Origin of the sequence: Burkholderia sp. R-40, assembly GCF_049942845.1 — a bacterium.
Lineage (GTDB): Bacteria > Pseudomonadota > Gammaproteobacteria > Burkholderiales > Burkholderiaceae > Burkholderia > Burkholderia ambifaria.
In genome coordinates, this window is sequence record NZ_CP187968.1 from 847,023 (window position 1) to 873,899 (window position 26,877).

General features: G+C 67.2%; 27 protein-coding genes and 2 pseudogenes. 20 read left to right on the top strand and 9 right to left on the bottom strand.

Annotated elements, in window-relative coordinates; translation table 11 throughout:
- Positions 1–8 precede the first annotated feature (8 nt).
- Positions 9–1,262 (bottom strand): DUF2957 domain-containing protein, encoded by a 1,254-nt coding sequence (locus ACP26O_RS20205; RefSeq protein WP_175663321.1) that lies wholly within the window; start codon positions 1,260–1,262, stop codon positions 9–11.
- 71 nt (positions 1,263–1,333) lie between these two features.
- Positions 1,334–2,932 carry a DUF2957 domain-containing protein gene (locus ACP26O_RS20210; protein WP_175663320.1) on the bottom strand — a complete coding sequence of 533 codons (1,599 nt, stop codon included), beginning with the start codon at positions 2,930–2,932 and terminating at the stop codon, positions 1,334–1,336.
- A gap of 444 nt (positions 2,933–3,376) precedes the next feature.
- Here ACP26O_RS20210 and ACP26O_RS20215 point away from each other — a divergent pair, with 444 nt between their 5' ends.
- The 4 genes from ACP26O_RS20215 to ACP26O_RS20230 all read left to right on the top strand — a co-directional run bounded on the left by ACP26O_RS20215 (position 3,377) and on the right by ACP26O_RS20230 (position 6,393).
- Positions 3,377–3,571 carry a hypothetical protein gene (locus ACP26O_RS20215; protein ID WP_175663319.1) on the top strand — a complete coding sequence of 65 codons (195 nt, stop codon included), beginning with the start codon at positions 3,377–3,379 and terminating at the stop codon, positions 3,569–3,571.
- A gap of 228 nt (positions 3,572–3,799) precedes the next feature.
- Complete coding sequence (locus ACP26O_RS20220; RefSeq protein ID WP_011659491.1) at positions 3,800–4,744, top strand: ABC transporter ATP-binding protein; 945 nt, start codon at positions 3,800–3,802, stop codon at positions 4,742–4,744.
- A 5-nt stretch (positions 4,745–4,749) separates the two neighbouring features.
- On the top strand, positions 4,750–5,520 hold the full coding sequence (locus tag ACP26O_RS20225; RefSeq protein ID WP_105831839.1) for an ABC transporter permease: 771 nt from the start codon (positions 4,750–4,752) through the stop codon (positions 5,518–5,520).
- Positions 5,521–5,688: 168 nt separating this feature from the next.
- Positions 5,689–6,393: an MBL fold metallo-hydrolase gene (locus tag ACP26O_RS20230; protein WP_011659492.1), complete on the top strand. Its 705-nt coding sequence runs from the start codon at positions 5,689–5,691 to the stop codon at positions 6,391–6,393.
- Here ACP26O_RS20230 and ACP26O_RS20235 read toward each other — a convergent pair.
- Positions 6,359–6,661 carry a hypothetical protein gene (locus ACP26O_RS20235; RefSeq protein ID WP_244098940.1) on the bottom strand — a complete coding sequence of 101 codons (303 nt, stop codon included), beginning with the start codon at positions 6,659–6,661 and terminating at the stop codon, positions 6,359–6,361. The genes ACP26O_RS20230 and ACP26O_RS20235 overlap by 35 nt on opposite strands.
- Positions 6,662–6,814: 153 nt before the next feature.
- Between ACP26O_RS20235 and ACP26O_RS20240 the strand changes: the two genes are divergently transcribed.
- The 4 genes from ACP26O_RS20240 (at position 6,815) to ACP26O_RS20255 (ending at position 10,982) form a co-directional block, all read left to right on the top strand.
- Positions 6,815–8,584 (top strand): ATP-binding protein, encoded by a 1,770-nt coding sequence (locus ACP26O_RS20240; protein ID WP_175663318.1) that lies wholly within the window; start codon positions 6,815–6,817, stop codon positions 8,582–8,584.
- 296 nt (positions 8,585–8,880) lie between these two features.
- Positions 8,881–9,312: a YciI family protein gene (locus tag ACP26O_RS20245; RefSeq protein ID WP_105831842.1), complete on the top strand. Its 432-nt coding sequence runs from the start codon at positions 8,881–8,883 to the stop codon at positions 9,310–9,312.
- Between the two features lie 135 nt (positions 9,313–9,447).
- Complete coding sequence (locus ACP26O_RS20250; RefSeq protein ID WP_175663317.1) at positions 9,448–10,254, top strand: DinB family protein; 807 nt, start codon at positions 9,448–9,450, stop codon at positions 10,252–10,254.
- Positions 10,251–10,982: an alpha/beta fold hydrolase gene (locus ACP26O_RS20255; protein WP_175663316.1), complete on the top strand. Its 732-nt coding sequence runs from the start codon at positions 10,251–10,253 to the stop codon at positions 10,980–10,982. The genes ACP26O_RS20250 and ACP26O_RS20255 overlap by 4 nt, the downstream gene beginning before the upstream one ends.
- Positions 10,983–11,125: 143 nt before the next feature.
- On the opposite strand, the gene ACP26O_RS20260 is transcribed toward ACP26O_RS20255, so the two are convergent.
- Complete coding sequence (locus ACP26O_RS20260) at positions 11,126–12,178, bottom strand: RNA-guided endonuclease InsQ/TnpB family protein (protein WP_175723900.1); 1,053 nt, start codon at positions 12,176–12,178, stop codon at positions 11,126–11,128.
- Between the two features lie 119 nt (positions 12,179–12,297).
- On the opposite strand from ACP26O_RS20260, the gene ACP26O_RS20265 reads away from it, so the two are divergent.
- The 3 genes from ACP26O_RS20265 (at position 12,298) to ACP26O_RS20275 (ending at position 15,320) form a co-directional block, all read left to right on the top strand.
- Positions 12,298–13,146, top strand: a complete 849-nt coding sequence (locus tag ACP26O_RS20265) for an alpha/beta hydrolase (RefSeq protein ID WP_175666635.1) — start codon at positions 12,298–12,300, stop codon at positions 13,144–13,146.
- A 155-nt stretch (positions 13,147–13,301) separates the two neighbouring features.
- The gene (locus tag ACP26O_RS20270) at positions 13,302–14,201 is read left to right on the top strand and encodes a LysR family transcriptional regulator (protein WP_175666634.1); all 900 of its coding nucleotides are present in this window, start codon (positions 13,302–13,304) and stop codon (positions 14,199–14,201) included.
- Between the two features lie 111 nt (positions 14,202–14,312).
- Positions 14,313–15,320 carry an aldo/keto reductase gene (locus ACP26O_RS20275; RefSeq protein ID WP_175666633.1) on the top strand — a complete coding sequence of 336 codons (1,008 nt, stop codon included), beginning with the start codon at positions 14,313–14,315 and terminating at the stop codon, positions 15,318–15,320.
- Positions 15,321–15,438: 118 nt separating this feature from the next.
- Here the strand turns inward: ACP26O_RS20275 and ACP26O_RS20280 are convergent, their stop codons facing one another.
- Together ACP26O_RS20280 and ACP26O_RS20285 are read right to left on the bottom strand one after the other, a co-directional pair.
- On the bottom strand, positions 15,439–15,669 hold the full coding sequence (locus tag ACP26O_RS20280) for a hypothetical protein (RefSeq protein ID WP_006749871.1): 231 nt from the start codon (positions 15,667–15,669) through the stop codon (positions 15,439–15,441).
- 277 nt (positions 15,670–15,946) lie between these two features.
- Positions 15,947–16,849, bottom strand: a complete 903-nt coding sequence (locus ACP26O_RS20285) for a hypothetical protein (protein WP_105831849.1) — start codon at positions 16,847–16,849, stop codon at positions 15,947–15,949.
- A gap of 78 nt (positions 16,850–16,927) precedes the next feature.
- On the opposite strand from ACP26O_RS20285, the gene ACP26O_RS20290 reads away from it, so the two are divergent.
- On the top strand, positions 16,928–17,266 hold the full coding sequence (locus ACP26O_RS20290) for a helix-turn-helix domain-containing protein (protein ID WP_041491522.1): 339 nt from the start codon (positions 16,928–16,930) through the stop codon (positions 17,264–17,266).
- Positions 17,267–17,867: 601 nt separating this feature from the next.
- On the top strand, positions 17,868–19,823 hold the full coding sequence (locus ACP26O_RS20295) for a Xaa-Pro dipeptidyl-peptidase (RefSeq protein WP_175666632.1): 1,956 nt from the start codon (positions 17,868–17,870) through the stop codon (positions 19,821–19,823).
- A 123-nt stretch (positions 19,824–19,946) separates the two neighbouring features.
- On the opposite strand, the gene ACP26O_RS20300 is transcribed toward ACP26O_RS20295, so the two are convergent.
- Complete coding sequence (locus ACP26O_RS20300) at positions 19,947–20,129, bottom strand: hypothetical protein (protein WP_175666631.1); 183 nt, start codon at positions 20,127–20,129, stop codon at positions 19,947–19,949.
- A gap of 64 nt (positions 20,130–20,193) precedes the next feature.
- Positions 20,194–21,126, bottom strand: a complete 933-nt coding sequence (locus tag ACP26O_RS20305) for a 2-hydroxyacid dehydrogenase (protein ID WP_175666630.1) — start codon at positions 21,124–21,126, stop codon at positions 20,194–20,196.
- Positions 21,127–21,292: 166 nt separating this feature from the next.
- On the opposite strand from ACP26O_RS20305, the gene osmF reads away from it, so the two are divergent.
- The 6 genes from osmF to ACP26O_RS20335 all read left to right on the top strand — a co-directional run bounded on the left by osmF (position 21,293) and on the right by ACP26O_RS20335 (position 26,440).
- Entirely contained in the window at positions 21,293–22,213 is a 921-nt protein-coding gene (osmF, locus tag ACP26O_RS20310; protein ID WP_175666629.1) for a glycine betaine ABC transporter substrate-binding protein OsmF, read from the top strand.
- Positions 22,210–23,388 (top strand): ABC transporter permease, encoded by a 1,179-nt coding sequence (locus tag ACP26O_RS20315; protein ID WP_175701434.1) that lies wholly within the window; start codon positions 22,210–22,212, stop codon positions 23,386–23,388. The genes osmF and ACP26O_RS20315 overlap by 4 nt, the downstream gene beginning before the upstream one ends.
- Complete coding sequence (locus tag ACP26O_RS20320; protein ID WP_175666627.1) at positions 23,385–24,323, top strand: ABC transporter ATP-binding protein; 939 nt, start codon at positions 23,385–23,387, stop codon at positions 24,321–24,323. The genes ACP26O_RS20315 and ACP26O_RS20320 overlap by 4 nt, the downstream gene beginning before the upstream one ends.
- Positions 24,320–25,087: an ABC transporter permease gene (locus ACP26O_RS20325; protein WP_175666626.1), complete on the top strand. Its 768-nt coding sequence runs from the start codon at positions 24,320–24,322 to the stop codon at positions 25,085–25,087. Before ACP26O_RS20320 ends, ACP26O_RS20325 begins: the two co-directional genes overlap by 4 nt.
- A 219-nt stretch (positions 25,088–25,306) precedes the next feature.
- Positions 25,307–26,008, top strand: a complete 702-nt coding sequence (locus ACP26O_RS20330; protein WP_175666625.1) for a lytic transglycosylase domain-containing protein — start codon at positions 25,307–25,309, stop codon at positions 26,006–26,008.
- 33 nt (positions 26,009–26,041) lie between these two features.
- Entirely contained in the window at positions 26,042–26,440 is a 399-nt protein-coding gene (locus ACP26O_RS20335; protein ID WP_175666624.1) for a lysozyme inhibitor LprI family protein, read from the top strand.
- A 31-nt stretch (positions 26,441–26,471) separates the two neighbouring features.
- Here the strand turns inward: ACP26O_RS20335 and ACP26O_RS20340 are convergent.
- Positions 26,472–26,573 (bottom strand): annotated as a pseudogene (locus ACP26O_RS20340) (LysR family transcriptional regulator); the annotation flags it as partial.
- A gap of 1 nt (position 26,574) precedes the next feature.
- Here ACP26O_RS20340 and ACP26O_RS20345 point away from each other — a divergent pair.
- Positions 26,575–26,715, top strand: a pseudogene (locus ACP26O_RS20345) (alkene reductase); the annotation flags it as partial.
- Between the last annotated feature and the right edge of the window lie 162 nt (positions 26,716–26,877).

Here is a 26,877-nt window from a genome sequence, read left to right on the forward strand (position 1 = left end):
GCGCGTGGTCACTGCACGAACGCGCCGACCGTGAAGTACGGATTGCTCGTATCGGCCATGTCGAGGAACCCGAACACACCGCCGCTGAACACGAACTTGCCGGTCGCCGGCCCCGACGCCGCGTCCGCATGCACCGTCGTCACGACGCCCGGCACCTTCTGCGTGTAGTCGAGGTTCAGCGCGCGCGTGAGCGCCGCCTGCGACGCGTTGAACGGATCGAGCAGCGTCGCCTGCGCGCCGACGAGCGCGGTCGCGCGGTAGTTGAACGCACTGTCGACGCCCGTGTACTCGCCGTTCTGCGAGCCCGGCGCGACCGCCGCCTGCGGGCTCAGGAACGAGATGCCCGATTCGTCGTCCGCGCTCGGCGGGCCCTGCGTGAGGTCCGCGTTCGCGGCGCCGGTGCGGATGAACACCGGCACGAGCTGGTTGCGCAGCTTGCCGACGATCAGGATCCCCTTGCCGGCCTTCGCCGGATCGAGCGCGGCGAGCGTCGCCGGAACCTGCGGCTGGTAGTTCAGCGACTGGAATGCCGGCGCGTCGGGGCGCAGCGTGAACGGCTGGTTCACGGTCGCGCTCGACGCGAGCGGCTGCCCGCCGTTCTTCTTGCCGAAGTTGTCCGTTTCGACGTAGCTGCCGTCCGCGTTGATCGTCACCTGCTGATCGAGCGCCACCGGCTGGAAGTTCTGCGACGGCACCTGGTGGTAGCCGAGCTGGTTGTACGTGCCGGCGATCTTCGACAGATCGGTTTCGAGCGACGAGAAGCTGATGAACGGGTAGTACGGGAATGTCGTTTTCGTGATCTTGCCGACGCCGATCACGCCGTCGAACTGGATCGTCGCGCCCGGAATCGCGCCGCCCAGCACGCCCTCGCCGAGGAACAGGCGTGCCGGCCGGCTCGGGTCGAGGCTCGCGTTCTGCATCCGGAACGTGCACTGGTTCAGCTTCACGGTCGGCAGGCCGGTCTCGTCGGCCAGCGTGCCGTCGACGACGTTGGCCGGCGCCGTGTCGCGCGTCGGCTGCACGGTGCCGGTGGCGGTCGGCACGGGCGACGCGAGGTAGGTCATCCGGTACGTCATCTTCGTGGTGTCGAGCTGCACCTTCACGAGTTCGCCCGAACCGGACCCGCCGATGAACACCGTGTTGTAGTCGATGGACTGCGGGCACAGCCGCACCACCGGCGCGGGCGGCGGGTCGCCGTCGCCGCCGCAGGCGGCCAGCACGGGCGCGAGCGATGCCGCGGCCATCCAATGCTTCACATTCATAGGAATCCTCTTGAATTTCGATTCGCCGGCGGCGACGCATGCGCCGCCGGTGTTCCATGTTCAGTCCCCCGTTACTGGACGAACGCGCCGACCGTGAAGAACGGGTTGATCTTGTTGTTGTTGACGACCATCGCGTAGACGTTCCCCGCCGTCACCAGCCAACCGGTGTCGCCCTTGCTGAAGATCGCCACGTTGCCGTTCGCACCCTTCGCGTTGAAGTCCTGCGACGCCGTGACCTTGATCTTGCCGGGCGTGGCCTGCGTGTAGTCGAGCGCGAACTGCGAACTCACGGACGACGTCTGCGGGTCGATGAATGCCGCGGTATTGCCCTGAAACAGCGTGGACGTGTAGTTGGCGGCGAGCGTCGATACAGCGCTGCCGTCCGTGCAGTTGCCGGCCTCGGGCATGAAGAACGTGCCGTTGAACGTGCCGGGCAGGTCCGGATGCGGCACGAGGCTGTCGAAGCTCGGTCCCGAAATCCCCGGTGCCCCATACACGCCGTTGGACGTCACGACGCCGCATGCGGACGCGCTCGTCGCCCCGATGAAACCGCCCTTCAGCACATTCGTCGCGACGGCCTGCGCGGGCGACAGCATCGAGATGCCGACTTCCGCGTCGGCGACCGACGCCAGCAGGTTGCTTGCATCGGCGTGCGAGTAGCCGACGCGAATCACGATCGGTATCAGCGCGCCGTTCAGCTTGCCGATGATCATCACGCCATGCGCCTGGGTCGGCGACAGCAGCACGAGCGGCTGCTCCTGGCCGGCCGACGGATACGGCAAGCCCGGTTTCGCGCTGCTGACGAACACGTTGTCGGCACTGCCGTCCGTGTTCTTGCGCAGCGTCCACGGCGTACCGGTCGTCTGGCACGAGTAGTCGCTGCCCGGCGTGATCGTGCACGTGCCGTCCGCGCCGAGCGTCTGGTTCCAGTTCACGACATCCGGCTGCCAGCCTTGCGGCGTGGCGGTCTGGTAGCTGCTGCCGGTCGGCGACAGATGAATGCCGACTTCGTTGTACACGCCGGCCACCTTGGTGAAATCCGTCTCGGTGTCGGTAAAGCCGATGAACGGATAGAAATCGAACGTGCGCGACGGCACGGTGCCGATATAGAGACCCGGCGCGAGCGGAATGCCGTCGAATTGAATCGTCGCGCCCGGAATCCCGCCGCCGACCACCCCGTTCCCGACGAACAGCATCGGCGGATCGGTGCGCTTGATCGTCACCGAATACGCGCCGTCGCTCGTCGCGCCGCTGTCGAGCACGAACGCGCAGCGGTTCTGCTCGGCCGTCGGCAGGTTGGTCGGATGATGGAAGGCGCCGTTGATCGTAAGGCCCGCGCGCGTGTCGTTGACCTGCCCCGCCGACGTCGGCACCGACGATTCGATGAACTGCATCTGATAGGTCAGCTTGGTCGTATCGAACTTCACCTTCACGTATTCGCCGCTGCCGGCGCCGCCCGTGTAGGTCGTCGTGTAGTCGAGCGAATCCGGACACAGCTTCGTCACGACGGGCGGCGTCGTTTCGGCGCCGCTCGGCCCGCATGCGCTGCCCGAGCACTGCGGCACGTTGATCGGGCCCGGATCGTCGCCGCCGCCGCAACCGGCGACGAACGGCAGCGCCAGCACGGCGCACGACAGGATCGCCTTCCGCCATTCAGGAATGCAAAGCATCAACCCCTCCTTTTCAGATACGACAGGTCCCGTGCGGACGGGCTACATGACCCGCCGGTTGGTATTGCGCCGCCGCTAGCGTGCGCAGCGCATGACGATGCGCGCCGTGCGCGCCGCGCGGCCGGATCGGCAGATGCGATCACGACCGCCGCGGCAGGCAAGCGCAGTCCGGCGGCGCCGTCATGCGGCACGGCGCCGGCGGGACAATCGAAACGGAATGTGGTGCGTCGCTACTGCGGCAACACGATGCGATGACGCGGACACGCGACTCGCGTCGTGCCCCCATCCAGCGAAAAGCGCGGACATGGCAGTCCGGCCGGGCCCTCGGATAGGCGTCTCATGTATTGGTCTCCGTACGTACGCTTGATTCGTTATCGTGATGCGTCGTTGGACGAGACTATGATCGGACGATCCGCACAAGTAAATGGATGCAGAGTTCCAAACATGTCCGAACCGCGCAATCCTAGTGTGTTCAAGGTGCTTGACAGTTTTTCAAACGGCCTTCAATTTATTTGCTCAGACAAATACCGCCGCGGTGTAACGCGCGGGGGAACGATGGCGGTCGACTCGCGCACCGGTCTGGCAAAAACGCCGCGCATTGTTCGCTCGATTCAAATAAAGCATCCCTTTATTGAATAACGCATGTGCAATTCCCGCAAATCCCTCACCGGCATCGCATGCCTTTTCCATCGAAATGCATTTCCATCTGCCGATTGCTAATATGGCGGTCCTGCGATCCCGCACCCCAACGCCGTTCGACATGACGCCCGTTCGCCATGCCGCCCCCGACCCCGCCCGCCTCACGGCAGCGGCGCCGGGCACGTGCGGCGCGCGGCGTCGGACCGACCGGCCGTGCCATCCGTGAGCATGCAACCGATCCTTTCCGTCTCCGACCTTTCCAAGACCTACGCGTCCGGCTTCCAGGCGCTGAAGCACGTGACCCTCGACATCCGCCCGGGCGAGATCTTCGCGCTGCTCGGGCCGAACGGCGCGGGCAAGACCACGCTGATCGGCTCGATCTGCGGCATCGTCACGCCAACCGAGGGCCGCGTGACGGTCGGCGGCCACGACATCCGCGACGCGTATCGCGCGGCGCGCGAAATGATCGGCCTCGTGCCGCAGGAGCTGACGACCGACGCGTTCGAAACCGTGTGGGCGACCGTGTCGTTCAGCCGCGGCCTGTTCGGCAAGGCACCCGATCCCGCGCACATCGAGAAGACGCTGAAGGCGCTGTCGCTGTGGGACAAGCGCGACAACAAGCTGATGACGCTGTCGGGCGGCATGAAGCGCCGCGTGATGATCGCGAAGGCGCTCGCGCACGAGCCGCGCATCCTGTTCCTCGACGAGCCGACGGCCGGCGTCGACGTCGAGCTGCGCCGCGACATGTGGAAGCTCGTCGATTCGCTGCGCGACAGCGGCGTGACGATCCTGCTGACCACGCACTACATCGAGGAAGCCGAGGAAATGGCCGACCGGATCGGCATCATCCTCGGCGGCGAACTCGTGCTCGTCGAAGAGAAGCGCGAGCTGATGCGCAAGCTCGGCAAGAAGCAGCTGACCGTGCAGCTCGAACACCCGCTTACGACCGTGCCGGCCGAACTCGCCACGTTCGGGCTCGAACGTGCGGACGACGGCGCCGCGCTCGTCTATACGTACGACTCGCAGCGCGACGACGCGAGCATCGCGAAGCTGATCAACGCGCTCGGCTCGGCCGGCATCGGCTTTCGCGACCTGCATACGACGCAGAGCTCGCTCGAGGACATTTTCGTCAGCCTGATCGACAACCGCCGCAACGGCGCACAAGGGGCGTAACGCACATGGCGAACTGGAATTTGCATGGCATCCGCGCGATCTATCGCGCCGAAATGGCCCGCACGCGCCGCACGCTGATGCAGAGCATCATCGCGCCGGTGATCTCGACGTCGCTGTACTTCGTCGTGTTCGGTTCCGCGATCGGCTCGCGCATCAGCGACGTGAACGGGATCGGCTACGGGTCGTTCATCGTGCCGGGCCTCGTGATGCTGTCGCTGCTGTCGCAGAGCATCTCGAACGCGTCGTTCGGCATCTACTTCCCGCGCTTCACCGGCACGATCTACGAGATATTGTCCGCGCCCGTGTCGTACTGGGAGATCGTGATCGCGTATGTGGGCGCGGCCGCGTCGAAGTCGCTGCTGCTCGGGGTGATCATCCTCGCGACGGCCGGCCTGTTCGTGCCGCTGCACATCCTGCATCCGTTCTGGATGGTGCTGTTCCTCGTGCTGACGTCGATCACCTTCAGCCTGTTCGGCTTCGTGATCGGCATCTGGGCCGACAGCTTCGAGAAGCTGCAACTCGTGCCGCTCTTGATCATCACGCCGCTCACGTTCCTCGGCGGCAGCTTCTATTCGGTCGACATGCTGCCGCCCGCATGGCGCATCGTCACGCTGTTCAACCCGATCGTCTACCTGATCAGCGGCTTCCGCTGGTCGTTCTACGGGCTGGCCGACGTGCACGTGGGGATCAGCCTCGCGGCGACCACGCTGTTCCTCGCGATCCTGCTCGCGATCGTCGCGTGGATGTTCCGCACCGGCTACAAGCTGAAGAACTGACGCAGCGCGTGCTGCCGTGCACCCGGCACGGCCGCGGCGATCGCCGGTTCGCGCATCCGGGGCGGCGCTGCTAGACTGGATCGGAAGATCGACCGCTGCCGCCTGCCGCACCGCAACCAGCGGCGCACGGGCGGCGCGGCTCCCGCCCCTTCCCTGCGCGAGGACCCGATGAGCGCCTCCCGAATCGACGCCGTCCGCGACGGCCTGTTTCGCGCGACGACCTACGTCGACACGCTGAACCTGTGCTTCAGCCAGTTCTTCGTACGATCGCCGCACGGCGACGTGCTGTGCGTCGAAACGGGCACCCGGTCCAATTTCACGCAGCTGAGCGCGGCGCTCGACGGCGTCGGCATCGCGCCGTCGATGGTCAGCAGCGTGATCGTCCCGCACTTCGAGGCCGACGAAATGGGCGCGCTGCCCGATTTCCTCGCGGCCAACCCGGCGCTCGTCGCGTACGGACATCCGATGTGTACATGGGGGCTCGCCGACGTGTTCGGCGTGCGCGCGATTCCGCTGAAGGATGGGGAGCCGACGACGCTGTCGGGCACCGGCGTCGTGCCGGTCTTCACGACGCACGTGCATCAGTGGGATGCGCTCGTCGTGTATCTGCCGGCGTACAAGGCGCTGCTGTCGTCGGACATTTTGATGCGCTTCGGCCGGGAGGACGCCGACGATCCTCTGCCCGAGATCCTCGATGCAATCACGCGCTCCGACTACCTGCCGTCGCTCGCGCACCTGGCGCGCGCGCTGCGCCGCATCCAGGCGCTCGATCTCGACATCATCCTGCCGATGCACGGCCCGGCGATCACGCACGACATTCCGCGCGTGATCGCCGGTGTCATCGCCCACTGCGAGGCGGCCGCGGCGGCGTAGCGCGCACGCGCGGCGCCGCGCGGCCGGCCTTGGCTGGCCAGGCGCCGGTCACGACGAATTCGGCGGCCGCCTTGCTCTGGACCGCGGCCATCACCGCGAGTTCACGTTTGCTGTGCGGCTCGCCGGACGCGACGCCCGTCGCATGCCGGGCCTTCGCGCCGACCGGAAAGAACACGAACGACGCGCCGGCCGGCGCATCGGGCTCGGCCCGCAGGCGTTTGTTCAGGATCTTGAGGTATTTTTTCTTCGAGACTTCCTTCGTTGCCATGGCGCCCTCCACATGAACGTGATGCTGGTCAGCATACCAGTTTTGACAGGCGATTCCGGAGCCCCGCCGCGCGATCGATCTGCACTAGAATGAATCGGCTCACGCGACTCGCCGCGCAGGCCGCGGCCGTCATGTCATTAACGGAGCGTTTCCATGCATGCCGAACTATTCGCGCAGCATCATGATTGCCCGGGCTGGGAAGGCGAAATGGCCCGGCGCGTCGCTGCCTTCGACTGGTCGTCCACCGGTCTCGGCCCGCTCGACGGCTGGTCGGCGAGCCTCGTCGCCGCCGTGCGCACCGTGCTCGCGTCGCCGCTGCCGCTGGTGATGCTGTGGGGCCGGCCCGGCTACATGATCTACAACGACGCGTATGCCGGGTTCGCCGGCGGGCGCCACCCCTATCTGCTCGGCCAGCCGGTCGAACTCGGCTGGCCCGAGGTCGCCGAGTTCAACCGCAACGTGATGAACACCTGCCTCGCGGGCGGCACGCTGTCGTATCGCGACAAGGAGCTCGTGCTGCTACGCAGCGGGCGCCCCGAAGACGTATGGATGGATCTGCATTACAGCCCGCTGCCCGACGACGATGGCGCACCGGGCGGCGTGCTCGCCGTCGTGATCGAGACGACCGAACGCGTGCTCGCCACGCGTCATCGCGAACAGGCGGAAGCCGCGCTGCAGTCGTCCAACGATGCGCTGCGCCGCCTGACCGAAACGCTCGAGCAACGCGTGGCCGATGCGATCGCCGAGCGCGCGGCGGTCGAGGAACAGTTGCGCCACTCGCAGAAGATGGAAGCGATCGGCAGCCTGACCGGCGGCATCGCGCACGACTTCAACAACGTGCTGCAGGTGATCAGCGGCAACCTGCAGATTCTGGCCGTCGAGCTCGGCGAGCGCGCGAGCGCGCAACCGCGAATCGAAAGCGCGAACAACGCGGTGCGGCGCGGCGCGCAACTGGCGTCGCACCTGCTGGCCTTCGCGCGCCGCCAGCCGTTGTCGGCGACGGTGCTCAATCCGCATCAGCTGATCCACGGGATGAGCGAGATGCTGCACCGCGCGCTCGGCGAAACCGTGCGGATCGTCACCGCGCTGGCGCCCGACGTCGGCAACGTGCTCGCCGACCGGCACCAGCTCGAGAACGCGCTGCTCAATCTTGCGATCAATGCGCGCGATGCGATGGGCGGCGACGGCACGCTGACGATCGCCGCGTACAACGACGCGCATCCCACGCAGGCCGGCGGCGCACGGCGCTCGCCATTGCCGGCCGGCGAATACGTGACGTTCGAGATCAGCGATACGGGGGCCGGCATGACGGCCGACGTGCTCGAGCGCGTGTTCGAACCATTCTTCACGACCAAGCCGGACGGCGAAGGCACCGGGCTCGGGCTCAGCATGGTGTTCGGTTTCGTCAAGCAAAGCGGCGGCCATACATCGATCGAAAGCACGCCGGGCCACGGCACGACCGTGCGGCTCACGTTTCCGCGCTGTCACGACGACTGCGCGGAAGAGCCTGCCCGCGTGCCGCAGCACGATGCCGCGCGCGGCCGCGAAACCATCCTCGTCGTCGAGGACGACGCGGAGGTCCGGCTGACCGTGGTCGACATGCTCACGCAGCTCGGCTACAAGGTGCTGACCGCGTCCGACGGCGAAGCCGCGCTGCAGATACTCGACTGCGACGCGCATATCGACCTGCTGTTTACCGATGTGATCATGCCGGGCCGCATCAAGGGCGGCGAACTCGCGCGGCGCGCCGCGCAGCGCACGCCGCCGTTGCCCGTGCTGTTCACGTCCGGCTACACGCGCGACGAGATCTTCCACTCCGGGCGGCTCGACCCCGGCGTCATGCTGCTCGGCAAGCCGTACCGCCGCGACGAACTCGCGGCCCGGATCCGCGACATGCTCGACGCGCATCCCAAGGCGGCGTGAGTGGGTGACTTGCCGGCGTGCGTGCGGCGATGCGGGCCGTCCAGCCCGGAGCTTTGCGGCACCCTGCCGCTCGGACGACGTCGGATACGCCGCGGCACTTCACCGCTCACCGGTCGCCGGTCGCCGGTCGCCGGTCGCCGGTCGCCGGTCGCCGGTCGCCGGTCACCAAAATTTTTCCGTGCGCGATGTCGATTCGCGCGAGCGTCGCGCGTCGTAGTGTCGTAACCGATCGATTTGCCGGCCCCCACGGCCGGCCGATAGCGGATTCTCCCTTTCACGTTCAAGGAGCAACGACAATGCGCGTCATGGTGATCGTCAAGGCAACGGCCTCTTCCGAAGCGGGCGCGATGCCCGATACCGAACTGCTGGCCGCGATGGGCAAGTACAACGAGGAACTCGTGAAGGCCGGCGTGATGCTTGCCGGCGAAGGCCTCCATCCGAGTTCGCGCGGCAAGCGCGTGCATTTCTCCGGCAAGGACCGAACGGTCGTCGATGGCCCGTTCGCCGAGACCAAGGAACTGATCGCCGGCTACTGGCTGTGGCAGGTGAATTCGATGGAAGAAGCCGTCGAATGGGTCAAGCGCTGCCCGAATCCCATGCCGACCGAGTCGGACATCGAGATCCGGCCGATCTTCTCGCCCGAGGACTTCGGCGAAGCATTCACGCCGGAGCTTCAGGAACAGGAAGCGCGGCTGCGCGCGGAGATGGATCGCAAGCACGACGCGTGAGCCGGGCCGGGGGCCCCGCTGTACGGGTTCGGGTATCCCGACCGGATTCTCCGAACAAACGCATCGACGGCGATTGACGGCATCCCACCGAGTAACGTATCGTTTTGTCACGTTACTCGGCGAGGCCCTATCGTCATGCATTCCCGTTTCGACCGTTTTCGCGCGACGCCGCTCGGCGCGCAGCTCGAAGCGCTGATCGCGCAGCCCGAGCGCTATGTCGAATTCGCGGCGCTGTCGCGTGTCGGCGTCGCCGCGATCGGCGCGATCCAGCACGAGATCGCGCGCAAATTCCCCGAAATCGAGGCCGACACAACGGCCCGGCAGTTTTGCGGCGCGATGGTCGCCGACGTGATGCGCCGCCACGGGCACGACGTCGTACAGCCGCGCGGCCGGCTCGGCGGCGCACTGTTCAGCTACGGCGCGGTATTCAGCGCGGATCCGCAGGTGCGCCCGTTCGCCGACGTCATCGCCGCGCTGGCCGCGATGCCTGCCCGAGTCGCCGCGTATGCCGCGCACGTTCCCGCCGCGCTCGTCACGCGCCGCCCGGCCGGCACGGGCTTCTCGCTCGTCGAACATGTGTGCCACCTGCGCGACCTCGACGCGGTGTTCGCCGAACGCATCGATGCCGTGCGCACGCACGAGTTGCCGGTGATCACGTCCGTCGACGGCACCGCGCTCGCCGCGCAGCGCGACTACCTCGCCCAGCCGCTCGACGACGCGCTCGCCGCGTTCCGCACCGGACGCGCCGCGCTGTGCGCGACGGCGGCCGCGCTGCAACCGTCAGAACTCGCACGCTGCGGGCTGCGCGACGGCATGCGTCGGATGTCGCTCGACGAACTCGTACGCGAACTGCTCGACCACGACCTCACGCACGTGCTCGAACTCGACGAACTGCTCGCCGAACTCGAATTGCCACCCCTTACCTCCTCGGCCGCCGAATGAGCGCCCCTACCCCGCCCGTCGTGTTCGTCCACGGTTTCATCGGTACGTTCGACGTGCCCGAATGGCCCGGCCCGCATCTCGCCCCCGACCTGCTCGGCTACGGTATCCACCGCGCCGCGCCGTTCGACGCGATCACGCTCGCCGCTCAGGTCGAGCACCTGCGGCAGGCCGTCGACTCGCACTATGGCGCGCAGCCGGTCGACCTCGTCGGTCACTCGGTAGGCGGCGCGATCGCGATGCTGTTCGCGCATGCGCATCCGGCACGCGTGCGCCGCATCGCCAACGTCGAAGGCAACTTCACGCTCGACGATGCGTTCTGGTCGGCGTCGGTCGGCCGCATGTCGGCCGCGCAAGCCGACGCGATGCTCGACGCACTGCGCGGCGACCCGCTCGGCTGGCTGCGCGGCGCGATCGACGATCCGTCGCCGCGCCAGCTCGACGACGCGCGCCGCTGGCTTGCGCATCAGCCGGCAGCGACGCTGCGCGCGATGGGCCGCTCGGTCGTCGCGACGACCGGCGAATCCGGTTATCTGCAGGCGCTCGCAGAAGTGTTCGAGCGCCATCCGGTGTGGCTCGTCGCCGGCGAACGCTCGCGTGCGGGCTGGCATGTGCCGGACTGGGCGCTCGCACGCTGTGCCGGCTTCGAAACGATCGCCAACTGCGGGCACCTGATACCGGCCGAGCGGCCTGCCGCATTGCGGGAGACGCTCGCGCGCTGTTTCGGCTGACGCGCGCGGCCGCCCCGCCGTCCGGCCGCCCGCCACCCACCTGACAACCCGTAGGTTTCGCCGAAATATGGTTGAAAGGCGCGGTTGCTAGAGTCGCCGTACAGGGTTTTCCCGATGCGAGGCGCATTGACGTCCTCACCCGCCTAAAGGCAGGTGATTCCCACACCTGGCGATGCACGTCCGCATCGGAGAATGTTCAGCGCAGCGTTGGTATCTCGATCATGCTCGACACCACAGCCATCGCAGGCCCATTCTCTTATTCTCAGTCCCGCGATACCTTTCGGCCGCGTCGTGCTGTCTTTCGACCCGCACGCCGAACAGGACTGGGTAGAACCGCTTTCGTCGACTTCCTCGAACGTGGCTCCGTGCGCGATCGCCTTGTAGCGGAGTTTGCTTCGGAAGGACGACCAGGATGCGTCGTAGACGCTCTTCGCCATCCTGGTTCTGGCGAGCTTCGCGGCCGACACGTTGCCGACCGCGATGTAATCGAAACGCCGCACCAGATCGAGCGCGAGCTTGTGCTGGAAATCGGCACGGGCATTCGCCACTTTGGCGTGCAACTTCGCGATATGCCGCTTGTGCTTTCGCGCCCGTTGCGCTTTCGCCAGTTTCTCCGCCGCGCGTCGGCCGAATCGGTCATTGGGCAGCTTCTCGCCGGTCGAAAGTGTGGCGAAGTCTTTCAGGCCGAGATCGATGCCAACACCGGAACGGACCGGGCGGGCCTGCATATCGGGCATCTCGATCACGATGTTGAGAAACCAATTGCCGCGTGCATCCTGCGCAAAGTTGGTCCCATCCTTGATCTTGCCTTCGGGAAGCGAGCGGCTATTGAATACGCGAAAGGTATTGCCGGCAAAACGAAACGCATCGCCTTCGCGCTTCAGGTCACGCCCCTTCAGCGGCACCCAGCCCAGCGATTTCCTGCCGCGATAGCGCAGGTAGGGCCGACGGTGCTGACTGCGCGACTTCGCGTATTGCTCGCACGTCGCGTTGATCGTGCCGGAGTGGATGCCGAGTTCCTTACTGCTGCCGGTGGTAAGCACATTCAAGTCGAAACCCGTCGGCCACCTCTTGCTCCACTTAAGCGCATGCTTCTGCGTATCGTTGCAGAAGTTCCAGACGTAGTTCACCGCACGGCTTTGCTTGTTGAGCAGTCCGTTGAGCGACTTCACCCGGTAGCGGTAGACAAGAATCATGCAGGTGATCCTAACCCCTGGAAGAAGCTACCTGTCAACAGCAATCCTTTCCTTCCCGCCATCCGCCCCGAAGGAAGTCCCCTTGGGGGAAATGGCGGGGTTTCTCGGAGCAAATTCTGATGAACCTGATACGCGCGTTATGGCTAGTGCTGCTGCTCGCCGTCGCGGGCCCGGCCATCGCCTTTCAGGCGCGGGTCGTCGCGATTCCGAGTGCCGCGATGAACGAGACGCTCAAGGCGACCGTCGTGCTGCCCGACGACTACGCACGCCTGCGCCACGGCCCGGAACGCGGCGTCGAACGCTTTCCGGTCGTCTATCTGCTGCACGGCTCCGGCGGCGACCACACCGACTGGACCGCAAACACCCGCATCGCCGCGCTGGCCGATCGCTACCGCGTGATCCTCGTGATGCCCGACGGCGGCCACGAAAGCTGGTACATCGACAGCCCGTTCGACTCGGGCAGCCGCTACGAAACCTTCGTCGGCGACGAAGTCGTGTCCTATGTCGACATGCACTTCCGGACGATCGCGACCAAGGGCGCGCGCGCGATCACCGGCCTCAGCATGGGCGGCTTCGGCGCGCTGCGCATCGCGCTCGACCGGCCCGACACGTTCGGCGCGGTCGGCAGCATCAGCGGCGCGGTCGATCCGCGCTGCTGCGAGGACGAACCCGGCATCGACCACGTATTCGGCGACCCCGGCCGCCATGCGTCGTTCTGGAACCGCAACGCGATCGTCGAAAGCGCGCGCGCGTTCGTCCGCGCGCATCTGGACCTGACGATCGACTGCGGCCGCGACGACGCATTGGTCAGCTCGAACCGCACGCTGCACGAACGGCTCGTCGCGCTCGGCGTGCCGCACGACTATGCGGAGCGTCCGGGCGGCCATACGTGGGACTACTGGGCGCATGCGATCGGCTACCAGATGCGGTTCTTCGCGACGTCGTTCCAGCACGGCGGCTATGCGTAGGATCCCCACACCCGCCTCGCGAGCCATCCGGCGCGCATGACGCACGCCGGCTGACGCACGCGGCAGCGTTGCCGCGTTGCCGAGCCCTCGCGCCGGCGCATCGCGCGGCAGCCCCGATGGTAGGATGCGCAGGCATCGACCACCCGACTTCCTCCATGCCGCGCGACAACTTTGCCGACCTGCTCGCCTTCATCGCCGTCGCGCGCGAGCGCAGCTTCACGCGCGCCGCCGCCCGGCTCGGCGTGTCGCAATCCGCACTCAGCCATACGATCCGCGCGCTCGAGACGCGTCTCGGCGTGCGGCTGCTCACGCGCACGACACGCAGCGTGGCGCCGACCGAAGCCGGCGAGCGCCTGCTCCAGAATCTCGCGCCGCGCTTCGACGAAATCGAGGACGAACTGTCGGCGCTCGCCGAGCTGCGCGACAAGCCGGCCGGCACTGTGCGCATCAACGCGACCGACTACGTGATCCGCACGCTGCTGTGGCCGAGGCTGTCGCCGATCCTGCGCGACTACCGCGAGCTGAAGGTCGAATTCGTGACCGACTACGGGCTGTCCGACATCGTCGCGCAACGCTTCGACATCGGCGTGCGGCTCGGCGACCAGGTCGCAAAGGACATGATCGCGGTCCGCATCTCGGCCGACCTCAAGATGGCCATCGTCGGCGCGCCCGCGTATTTCGCGGAACGCGAGCCGCCGGCGACGCCGCAGGATCTCGTCGCGCACGACTGCATCAACCTGCGCCTGCCGACGCACGGCGCGCTGTACGCGTGGGAACTCGCGCGCGGCGACGACACGCTGCAGGTGCGCGTCGACGGCCAGGTCACGTTCAACGGCACCTATGAAATGCTCGACGCCGCGCTCGCCGGCTACGGCCTCGCCTACGTGCCGGCCGAACTCGCCGCGCCGCACGTCGCGGCCGGCCGGCTCGTCAGCGTGCTCGACGACTGGTGTCCGACGTTTCCGGGCCATCACCTGTACTACGCGAGCCGGCGGCAATCGTCCCGCGCATTCGCGCTGATCGTCGATGCGCTGCGCCATCCCGGCCATTCATGAAGCGGCTCGATAACTGCATGCGCATTCCCGGGGATTATCGATAAGCACGTCGGTGGCTACCATCGTCGATGTCTAACCAACGCGGGCGCTCGCCCGCATGGAGCCTCTTGCATGGATTACCGCTATCTCGGGCGCAGCGCGCTGAAGGTGTCGCCGCTGTGTCTCGGCACGATGATGTTCGGCGGCGAAACCGATGAAGCGACGTCCACGCGCATCATCGACAAGGCGTTCGACCAGGGCGTCAACTTCATCGACACGGCCGACGTCTACCACGCCGGACGCTCGGAAGAAATCGTCGGCCGTGCGATCGCGCGGCATCGCGACAGCTGGGTCGTCGCGACGAAGTTCGGCTATCCGGCCGCGCCGGATGCCGGGCCGAACCGTCAGGGCCAGTCGCGCAAATGGATCTATGAATCGGTCGACGCGAGCCTGAAGCGGCTCGGCACCGATTACATCGACATCCTGTATTTCCATCGCACGCTGACCGATGCGCCGCTCGAAGAAGGGATGCGCGCGGTGGCCGACCTGATCCGGCAAGGCAAGGTGCGCTACGTCGGGCTGTCGAATTTCAAGGGCTGGCGCATCGCCGAAATCGTGCGCATCGCCGACCAGCTCGGCATCGATCGTCCGGTGGCGAGCGAGCCGCTGTACAACCTGGTCGATCGCACGGCCGAAGTCGAACAGCTGCCGGCGGCCGCGCATTACGGCATCGGCGTCGTTCCGTACAGCCCGCTCGCGCGCGGCGTGCTGACCGGCAAATACGCGCCGGACACGCCACCGCCCGCCGATTCGCGCGCGGGCCGCGGCGACCGGCGCATCCAGCAGACGGAATGGCGGCCCGAGTCGCTGCACATCGCGCAGCAGGTGGCCGCGCATGCGGCGGCGCGCGGCACGACGTCCGTCGCGTTCGCGCTCGCGTGGGTGATGAAGAACCGGTTCGTCAGCTCGACGATCGCCGGGCCGCGCACCGAGGCGCACTGGGACAGCTACATCGATGCACTGACGCTCGAGCTCGGCCCCGACGACGAACGCTTCGTCGATTCGCTGGTGCCGCCGGGGCATGTGTCGACGCACGGATATACGGATCCCGGCTATCCGGTCGAAGGGCGAAAGGTGTGAGGTGCGTCTGCTGATGCGGTGACGCGGTGACGCGGTGGCACGCCGGGCGTAGCGCCACGCGGCAAAAAAACGAAAACGAAAAACGATGGCGGCGGAAGCAGAAGCAGAAACCGCGACTTCAGTTGCCGTGCGCCGCGTCGGCGTTCACCACGCGATCGAAGAATTCCTGCGCACGCGCCAGTTCGTCCAGCGCGCGATCGAGACGCGACATCGCGCGTGCATATTCGCCGGACGAGATGTCATCATCGCTTTCGCCGCGCACTGCGCGAAATGCCTGATCGACGTTGCGCGTCGCTTCGACGAAGCGTTGTGCAGCCCGTGCTTCCCGCGAACAGATGTGGGTCGACATCGACACTTCTCCCTCAGGTTGCTGTGTGAAGCAAGCCGACGCTCAGTGTGCGTGTTGCGCATGTCGGCGGCGTGAACGACGGCAGGCAGGCTGTCGACGCACAGCCACCATGCGGCGTGCTTCCGTGGCGATTGTCGCGCGACGCTCGCCGTTCCGCTACGGCGAGATTGCAACAAATTCTTGCGCGCGCCGAAATGGCAGCCATACCGGCACGTGTCGTTGCGCGCGCATCAGCTTTCCTTCCCGCATCGCGCGCCGCCCATGAGCGGCGCGAATATCACGCGCGCCCGATGCGCGGATGCGCGAGACCGCCGAACGCGGCCGCTTCAGACGACAGATCGAACAGATCGCCGGTGAGCTCGCGCGGATGCTCGACCGCCGGCCGGCTGCGCAGCCGGCCGGCATGCGTGGGCGCGACGTAGGCAGCCGCCGTTTCGATCGGCGGCGCGTCGAACAGGTCGCGCGTGACGCCGCGCACGGCATCCGTCGGCGACCGGCCGCGCAAGCGCGCGACCAGTTCGACGAAGCGATCGAAATCGCCAGCCCGCGTCGCCTTGTTCACGTCGGCGAGATCGCGCGCCTTCAGCACGCACGGCTGCGCGAGCCGCACGAAATACGGCGCTTCGAGTTCGACCGACAGCGCGAGCGGATAGCTCTTGCCGGTTTGCTCCTTCGCACGCCCGATGCAGTCGACCACGGCCGCGCCCTGCGCGACGCCGAGCGGCTTGCCGGTGCTCACGCTGCGCAGGTGATCGGGGAACACGCGCAATTGCGTGCCGACCGTCAGCGCGGTGGACGATACGCAGACGAGCGCGTAGTGCTGTTCGCGGCGCCGGCCCGACGGCAGCGTCGAGCGGCTCGCGATGAACGTGTGCGGCGGCAGCGGCCGCACCTGGCCGCTGGCGTCGACCCATGCATTCCACAGCAGTGCGTCCTCGCGCCTGCGCTCGCCCGAACGCGTGCGCGCCGCGACCGGCGAAAACAGCGCGAGCAGCGAGCCCGTGCGATGCGCGGCGACTTGCGCGCTGCTGCCGAGCGGCTGGTTGATGCCCCACAGAAAACGCCCGCCCCCGAGCCGGCGCTCCCATTCCTTGCGGAGCACGACGGTCGGCAGTTCCTCGCCGGACTCGGTACCGATCTTCGTCCAGCAGAACGTGGGAGGGAGATGTTTCAGTGTCATCGACTTTCTCGGGATACAGCCTCGCTGGTGACAGCAAGCCCATTCAACAACCGTAACTGTATAGGTATAATGCATCGCATGGAAGCCCCGGACCACGATTTTCCTGTACAAGACCTGTTACGCCGTCTGATGGCGGACACGCGCTCGTCCAGCGAAATCGCGCGACTTTCCGGGGTCAGCCAGCCCACCGTCTCGCGCCTGCGGCTGTCGAACGGGCATCGGTTGCGGCGCAGCGGGCCATTCAACAAGCTATGCAGTTTCTACGGCGTCGATACCGGCCCGGCGCGCCGCCGCTACAACGATCTGCTGCGCGACGCGATCGTCGACGCCTGGGACGGCTCCGACGAGCACGGGCGCGCGCTGCTGGTCGTGATTCAGGGATTGAAGGATCTGCAGGCGAAAGCCGACGACAGGTGACGGCGCGCATGCGTTCATGACGGCATGACTGGAAGGAAGGCTGACGGCAAGTAACCGGCGGGCGGTGGCGAATACGATTCGTCATCGCCCGTTTGCATTGGACGATGCGACACGGAGCAAGCGCAAGCACGTCGCCGTACATGCGCATCGCAATCGCACCACACGTCCCCGTCGGCAACCCGCTGAAACTTTATTTACCGGCGGTTAAAAAAGTTTGACACGACGATTTCACTGAGATAAGTTTTGCGCAAGCTTCCGGAAAGCAAACGCGAACCGGCAAGCCATCACGATGCGCGGCGCGGCCGAAACCGCCGATCCGTTTCATTCCGTCGCCGCACGCGCGTCGCGTCGTGTTTCCGCAGCGCAGCACCGCAGCTCGCAACATCCCCGTTTCATCGAATGATGTCGTTCCGTTTCAGCTGGAAGGACGCGGAGCCTGCTCCGTGCATTTGATTCGCAGTCCTGCGTGACGCGCATGCGTGGCGCTGCCGCTTTCCCGATGGTGCAGTTTCCTCTTCGTTGCAGGCAGTAATCGGCCCGGCCCGCAGGGGGTGTATCGCGGTCCGGTCGTCCATACACAATCACAAGAACGAGGTCGGCAATGCAATTTCATTTCAGAGGATCGCGTCGCGCCTGGCTACCCGCGCTCGTCGCAGCGGCGACGCTCGCCGCGTGCGGCGGTGACGACGGCGGCAGCGTGGCGGGCGTATCCGCACTCGCGCAAGCTCAAGGTCAGGATCAACAGGGCGACAGCGCTGCCTCGGCGGACAACGCATCCGGGCGCGTGTCGCCTTCCGGCGTCCCGTATGCGAATCCCGCCAGCGGCGGACGCTACCGGCCGGTGATCAGCAACGGGCAGGTACAACCGTCGCTGTCCGGCGGCACGATCGAGGAAAACGCGTGGGTCGACACGCCGGTCGATTCCGACGGCGACGGTACGCGCGACCGCATTCACGTCCGCATCGTGCGTCCGTCCGAAACCGCCAACGGCGCGCGCACGCCGGTCATCGTGCTCGCGAGCCCGTACTACGCCGGGCTCGCCGACAGCCCCAACCACGACGTCGACGTCGAACTCGACGGCTCGCCACATCCCGCCGCTGCGGCAGCCGCCCCCGCCGGCGCATCCGCGCGGGTCATGGCCGCCGCGCCGCAAGTCCGGATGCTGCAACAGCTCGAAGCGGCAGCGGCCGGCCGTTCATGGATCGAAGGTTATTTCGTGCAGCGCGGCTTCACGATCGTCTATGCCGATTCGCTCGGCACCGCCGGTTCCGACGGCTGCCCGACGATCCTCACGCGCGACGAATCCGTCGCGATGGCGTCGGTGATCCGCTGGCTCGGCCGCGATGCGACCGCGAAGGATACGAACGGCAAGCCGGTCGTCGCGAATTGGTCGACGGGCCACGTCGGCATGTACGGCGTGTCGTACGACGGCACGCTGCCGAAGATGGTCGCGAGCCTGCGCACGCGCGGGCTCGACGCGATCGTGCCGGTCGCCGGGCTGTCGAACATGTACGGCTACTACCGCTCGGGCGGGCTCGTGCGCGCGCCGGAGGGCTATCAGGGCGAGGACGTCGACGTCTATATCAAGGCGCTGCTGACGAATGCGCATCCGGAGCGCTGCACGCACCTGGTCGACGAGGCGCTGCAGCAGGAAGACCGCAAGACCGGCAACTACTCGCCGTTCTGGGCCGCGCGCGACATTCCGACCGCGTACGCGGTCGCGCCGGCACTCGTCGCGCAAGGGCTGACCGACGACAACGTGCGCACCGACCAGTCGACATCGTGGTATCTCGCGATGCGGCGTCAGGGCGTGCCGACGCAGCTGTGGCTGCATCGGCTGAAGCATACCGACCCGACCCGCGTGCCGGCGATGGCCGATGCGTGGACCGCGGAGGTGAACCGCTGGTTCACGCGCTACCTGATCGGCGTCGACAACGGCGTGGATCGCGATCCGCGCGCGGTGGTCGAGCAGGCCGACGGCACGCTGCTGAAAGAAGCGGATTGGGCCGCGCGGCACGCCACGCCGGTCGCGTATTTCGCGGGCGGCGACGGCGCCGGCACCGGCACGCTGCTGCGGATGCCAAGCGGCGGCCCGCTCGCGCGCTTCACCGACGATGCGTCGATCCCCGCGCTCACGCTGGCGAACGCCACGACCGGCGAGCATCGCGGCCGCTTCGAGACGGCCCCGTTCACAGCCACGACGCGCCTGTCCGGCACCGCGACCGCACGCGTGCGGCTGACCTTCACCGGCGTCGCGAACGTGACGGCGCTGCTGGTCGACCGCGCGCCGGACGGCACGGCGACGATCGTCACGCGGGCATGGACCGATCCGCGCAACCGCTTGTCGGACTGGTTCTCGGAGCCCGTGCTGCCGGGGATGCCGTATGACCTGAAGCTGACGTTCATGCCGCGCGACTACAAGCTCGAAGCGGGTCATAAGCTCGGCCTCGTCGTGCTGTCGAGCGACAACGAGGCGACGCTGCGGCCGACACCGGGCACGGGTCTCGCGCTCGATCCGGCGGGCACGTCGGTCACGGTGCCGCTGGTGTCGTCCTGACGCTGGAATGTAGCCGCGCACCCCGTGCTTCGCTTGCGCGTTGCACGGTGGTGCGCGGTTCATCGGTTGAGCCGAGCAACGCGTTTTTGCTCCGCCGCCGTGACGGCGTGCCGTTCCAGATCCTCATTGTTCGTGCAGGTTCCTGTTGTCGTAATGATCCTGCGCGGTGAGGTCGAGAGGCCGGCCGCGCACGAACGGCTGCGCGACGAACATGCTGCCGTGGTGGTCGAGATCCGCAAACTCGCACCCGAGCCGGTAGTGCTCGTCCGAATACGCGACGCCGCTGCGCGTCGCCAGCAGATTCACACGGCTACTTGCTGCCGTCCTGCAAAGCTCCGATCGACCGCGGCCCGACCGGAGAACCGCACGCTCACAACGGTGTCAGCACCGCCTGCCCGGCAAAATGCCGGGCGGCGTTGTCGAGAAACTGCTGGACCGACCGGTCGAGCGCCTCCGGCGACCAACCGCCCATATGCGGCGTCAGCACGACGTTGTCGAGACCGATCAACGCACGCGGCGGCTCCGGCTCGCCTTCGTACACGTCGAGCCCCGCGCCCGCGATGCGTTTTTCGCGCAGCGCGTCCGCCAGAGCAGCGGTATCGACAACACTGCCGCGCGACACGTTGACGAGAAAGCCACCCGGGCCAAGCGCGTCGAGCACCGCGCGATCGACCAGATGCCGGGTGCCCGCGCCGCCCGGCGTCGCGACGATCAGGAAATCGGCCCACTGCGCGAGTGCGTCGAGCCGGTCGAAATAGCGGTATGGCGCGGCGTCCTTCCGCGAACGACTGTGATAGCCGACCTCGATGTCGAAGCCGGCCGCACGGCGCGCGCACTTCTCGCCGATCTTCCCGAGCCCGACGATGCCAAGCTTCTTGCCCGATACGTTCGGCGGCATCGGCAGCCCTTCACGCCACACGCCCGCGCGGGTTTTCGCATCGAGCCTCACGACATCGCGCACCGTCGCGAGCAACAGCGCGAACGCGTGGTCGGCGACGCAATCGTCGTTGGTGCCGGCGCCCGTGACGACCGTGATGCCGCGCGCCTTCGCGTGCGCGACGTCGATATGCTCGTAACCGGCGCCAAGCGCGCTGACGAACGTGAGCTGCGGAAGGCGGTCGATGTCGGCAGCCGCGAGGCCCGTGCTGCCGTTGGTCAGTACTGCGCGAATCGTCCCGCCGTGTTCGGCGATCGCGCGTTCGCGTTCATCGGCGGTCGGGGCGTGGCGCACGTCGAACGACGCGGCGATCTCGCGATGCGCTTCGCCGCGCAATGCGATGAGGACCAGCAGTTCTGGCTTCATGTCAGCAAGTGTCCGCAGGCGGGAACGGATTTCAGTGTAACAAGCCCGCGTGACGGATGCGGGTAATCCCCACACAGGCTGTGGACACGCCGCCGCACGCGGTTTGCCAAAGCCGGCTCAGTCAAGTAACTTTCGGCGTACGCCCCCGTCCTGGAGATTGGCCTCGATGAAACTCGCCCTGCCCGCCCGGATCCTGGGCCTCGCACTCGCCGCCGCCGTCGCGCCCGGTGCGCATGCCGACACGCCCGTCGTGGTGTCGTCGAAGATCGACACCGAAGGCAACCTGCTCGGCAACGTCATCGCGCAGGTGCTGAAGGCCCACGGCATCCCCGTCACCGAAAAGATCGCACTCGGCACGACGCCGATCGTACGCAAGGCGCTGACCAGCGGCGAGATCGACATCTACCCCGAATACACGGGCAACGCCGCGTTCTTCTTCAACAAGGCCGACGATCCCGCGTGGAAGAACGCAAGCCAGGGTTACGACACCGCGAAGAAGCTCGACTACGCGGCGAACCATCTCGTCTGGCTCACACCGGCGCCCGCGAACAATACGTGGGGCGTCGCCGTGCTCGCGCCCGTCGCGCAATCGCAGCACCTGAAGACCCTCTCCGATTTCGGCAAGTGGACCGGGGGCGGCGGCAAGGTGAAGCTTGCCGCGTCGGCCGAGTTCGTGAACAGCCCATCCGCGCTGCCGTCGTTCGAGAAGGCGTACGGGTTCAAGCTGAAACCCGATCAGCTCGTCGTGCTGTCCGGCGGCGACACCGCCGCGACGATCAAGGCCGCCGCGAACCAGACCGACGGTGTGAACGCCGCGATGGTGTACGGCACCGACGGCGGCATCGCATCGAGCGGCCTCGTCGTGCTCGACGACGACAAGCACGTGCAGCCCGTCTATGCGCCGGCACCCGTGATTCGCGAAGCCGCGCTGAAGGCGCATCCGCAGATCGCCGACTACCTGAAGCCCGTGTTCGCGAGCCTCGACCTGAAGACGCTGCAAACGCTGAACGCACGTATCCAGATCAATGGCGAACCGGCGGCCGGCGTGGCCAAGAGCTATCTGAAGTCGAAGGGCTTCGTCAAGTGACGGGTCGCGCCGTGGCGTCCGCGCGGCGCATCACGCTCGACAAGGTCGGCATTCTGATCGGTGTCCTGACGATCATCGCGGTGGTCGGCATGCCGTTCATGGTACTGCGGCCAAATCGCATCGCGGCCGGCACGGGGCTGTCGGTGTTCGCCGCGCTGCCGGCCGCGCAGGGTGCCGCGCTCGCCGCACTGTGGATCGTCGGCGCGCTGTGGGCGATGACGGCGAGCCGGCCCGCATGGCGGCTCGCGGCCGGCTCCACGTGGCTCGCGACGCTCGCCTATGCGGTCGGCGCGGCCGCGGCGCATGTCGTCGCGCCCGACGACATGCTCGCGCGCGTGTCGCCCGCGGCAGGCGTCTGGCTGCTGTTGTTCGCGTGGGCCGTGCTTGTCGCGGACGCGCTCGCGCGGCTCGCCTTCGGCCCGTGGCGGCGCCTCGTCGCGCTCGCCGTCGTAATCGCGGCGATATCGGTGCCGCTCGCGAGCGGCTGGTGGGACGGCCTTTCCGTGATGCGCGAATACGCGGTGCGCAGCGACGACTTCTGGCGCGAGGCCATCCGGCACGTGTCGCTCGCGGGCGGCTCGGTCGCAGCCGCGCTCGTCGCCGGCGTGCCGCTCGGCATCGCATGCGCGCGGATCGCACCGGTACGCACCGTCGTGATGCCAGTGCTCAATATCGTGCAGACGATCCCGAGCATCGCGATGTACGGGCTGATGATGGCGCCGCTCGGCCTGCTCGCCGCGCACGTGCCGCTCGCGGCCGCGCTCGGCATCCGCGGGATCGGCGTCGCGCCGGCCGTGCTCGCGCTGTTTCTCTACTCGTTGCTGCCGATCGCGTCGAGCGTCGTGGTCGGGCTCGAGCAGGTGCCGCCGCATGTGACCGAAGCGGCACGCGCGATGGGCATGACGCGCGTGCAGCGGCTGCTCGGTGTCGACCTCGTGCTCGCGCTGCCGGTGATCCTGAGCGGCGTGCGCATCGTGCTCGTGCAGAACATCGGCCTGACCGCGGTCGCCGCATTGATTGGCGGCGGCGGATTCGGCACCTTCATCTTCCAGGGGATCGGGCAATCGGCCGCCGATCTCGTGCTGCTCGGCGCAATCCCGACGATCGCCCTCGCGCTGGCAGCCGCCGTCGTGTTCGAAGCCGCGACCACGCTCGCGAAGGGACGTACCGCATGATCGAGATCGAACGCCTCGGCAAACGCTTCGGCGACATCACCGCCGTCGACGACGTGTCGCTGACGATGAAGCAAGGCACCATCACCGCGCTCGTCGGCGCATCGGGCAGCGGCAAGTCGACGCTGCTGCGGATGATCAACCGGCTGATCGCGCCGACCAGCGGCACGATCCGCATCGACGGCGTCGACACCGCGAGCGTTCCGCCCGAGCAGCTGCGGCGGCGCATCGGCTACGTGATCCAGGGGCACGGCCTGTTCCCGCACTGGAGTGTCGCGCGCAATATCGCGACCGTGCCGCGTCTGCTCGGCTGGCCGGCCGCGCGCATCGACGCGCGCGTGCGCGAACTGCTCGAACTGTTTCACCTCGCGCCGTCCGAATTCGCGGACAAGCTGCCGCACGAACTGTCGGGCGGCCAGCAGCAGCGTGTCGGCGTCGCGCGCGCGCTCGCGGCCGAGCCCGCGATGCTGCTGATGGACGAGCCGTTCGGCGCGCTCGATCCGATCATCCGCAACAAGGCGCAGGACGACCTGTACGCGCTGCAGCGCCGCCTCGGCATCACCGTCGTGATCGTCACGCACGATATCGAGGAAGCGCTAAAGCTCGGCGACACGATCGCGGTGATGGACGGCGGCCGGCTGCTGCAGGTCGCGTCGCCAGCCGAGATTCTCGGCAAGCCGGCGGCGGGCGTGGTCGAACAGCTCGTCGCGGGCGTCGACCGGCCGCTGCGCCTGCTCGCGCTGACGCCGATCGATGCGGTGGCCGAAGCCGGTCACGCCGACGGCGAACCGATCGCCGCGACGCGCACGCTGCGCGACGCGGTGTCCGAGCTGCTGTGGCGCGGCGTCGACGCATTGCCGGTCGACGACGGCAACGGGCGTGATGCACGCCGCATCACGCTCGGCGCGATCCGCGCGCACGCGAGGAAGCCCGCATGACGACGCGGCCCGCGCGTTCACCCGTGCCGCGGCGGCTGCCCGCGTATGTCGCGCGCGCGGCCGCGCTCGCGCTATTGCTCGTGCTGCTGTTGCGTCCCGCGTGGCTGCAGGGCGTGTTCGCGCCGTTCGCGGACAACGGCGCGCCGGTCATCTACGATCGCGCGAGCCTGCTCGATCTCACGCTCGCGCACCTCGGCACCGTCGCGCTGTCGAGCCTGATCGGCATGCTGATCGCGATCGCAGCCGGCATCGCGGTCACGCGCCCCGCCGGCGCGGATTTCCTGCCGGTCGCGCGCAGCGTCGTCGACATCGGCCAGACCTTTCCGCCGGTCGCCGTGCTCGCGCTCGCGGTGCCGGCCGTCGGCTTCGGGTTGAAACCCGTGCTGATCGCGCTCGTTCTGTACGGTCTCCTGCCGATTTTCGAGAGCACGATCGCGGGGCTCGAGGACGTGCCGCGCGACGTCGTCGACGCCGCGCGCGGGATGGGCATGAGCGGCTGGCAGCAACTGGTGTCGGTCGAGCTGCCGCTCGCGTTTCCGGTGATCGTGAACGGCATCCGGCTCGCGGTCGTGATCAATCTCGGGACCGCGACGATCGGGTCGACGGTGGCCGCGCGCGGGCTCGGCGATGTCATCATCGCGGGCCTGCAGACCTCGAACACGGCGTTCGTGCTGCAGGGCGGCGTGATCGTCGGGCTGCTCGCCGTGCTGGTCAGCGATGCGATCGGCGCGCTGGCACGGGTGGCGAGTGCGCGGCGGCAGTAGCAAGCGCCTGGCGTCGCGGCGCTGCCCGCGAAAAAGACGGCGCGACAAGAAATCGGGGCGGGCTTGATCCGGACTCCGATGCGTGTACGTGCAACGATCCCGTCTGCGCACGGCGCGCGGCGTTACAAGCCTACAGCACGCTTTCATTCGAGCCCGTGCTCGAACGCGTCAGACGATTGGCCGATATACTATGCGCCTCCCATTTCCCCGCACTACACCATGCGACGACGGTTTTTCTGGCTGATCGTGCTTTCGCTCGGCATTGCGCAACAGGCTTCGGCGCAACAGGCTTCGGCGCAGCAGGCGCCCGCGCTGCCTGCGTCCGCGCCCGAAGCGGCCGCATCCGCGCCGGCCGCGGCATCTGCGCCGCTCGCCAACGCCAACGATCAGCCAAACGAAGCAAACCGTCGCATCACGTCGTACCTGACGAAGAAATTCGGTCTCGCGAAGGAGCGCGCCGCGCGGCTCGCCGATATCGTGAGCGTCACTGCGACGAAATATTCGCTGCCTCCCGCACTCGTTTACGCGATTATCTCGATCGAATCGCGGTTCCAGGAAAAGGCGCGCGGCCAGCATGGCGCGACCGGGCTGATGCAGGTCGTGCCGGCCGCCCACCGCGGCCTGCTGCGCAACGTGAAGGATCTGACCGAGCCGAATGCGAACGTCGAGGCCGGCTCCAAGATCCTGTCGGGCTATGTACGGGCGGCCGGCGGCAACGTGCAGGCCGGGCTCAAGAGCTACGGCGGATCGAATGCGTATGCGGCGAAGGTGATGCAGCGGGTCGACGCGTTCCGGTTCGTGCTCGAACCTGAAGACGATGCGAAAGCCGACAAAAACCCGACAGCCCCGAACGATACGAAGGGCCGCATGATGCCGGTCAGCGAGACGTCGAACCCGGCGTCGGCCCGCAACCGCCAGTAAGCGCACCGCGCCCCTTCGCCCGACGGTCCTGCCATGCGCCACACCATCCGCTTCCTTGCCGTCGCCGCGTTGGCGATCGGCCCCGCCTGCGCCACCGCCGCTGTCGATTGCGAGCATCAAGGCCCGACCATGGACAACGTGCGGGCCTGCGTGGTCGACCGCAACGAGCAGGAAGTCGACAGCGCGTACCGGTCGCTCGAGCGCACGCTCAAACGGCGCACCCCCGACGCCGCCGGCGAACTCGCGAAGTCGCAGGCCAGCTGGACCCGCTTCGCTGGCGACACCTGCAACTATGTGAAAGTAGCCAATCCGCAGCAGATGATCCCGAACGACGCGTGGATGAACTGCCGGGTCGACTTCAGCCAGGCACGCGTGCGCATCCTGAAGAAATGGGAAGCGCTGGAGAACGCGCCGCAACCGGCGCAGAAGTGATCGACGGGCGGACGCCCGTGCGTGCCGCCCGTCATGCCTGCGCTAAATGCGCGTGCAGAGACTCGATGAAATGCTGCGTCTTCGCGGGCAGCAGGCGCGTTTCCGTCATCGCATAGACGGGAATCGGCTCCCCTTTGGTGCTCGCCAATCCGGATTTCGTGACGCGGGTGAAAACCGGCGCGCCGCTGAACGACGCGCGGCGCGAGACGTTCTTCGGCGGCGATGCGCGCGGGTATGTCGACTATCCGGCGTTGAGCGGCACGGCTGCGGCGTGACGAAGCCGTTATTGGTCGATCTCCGCGACACGCAGGATCGATGTCGCAGCAATTGCCGGCCGAAAGCCCAATTATTCCGATATTTCAGGAACAGTGACCAACACAGCGTCTCATCACCCTTTGTTCCGATATTTCAGGAACTAAAACAAGCGCGGCGACGCT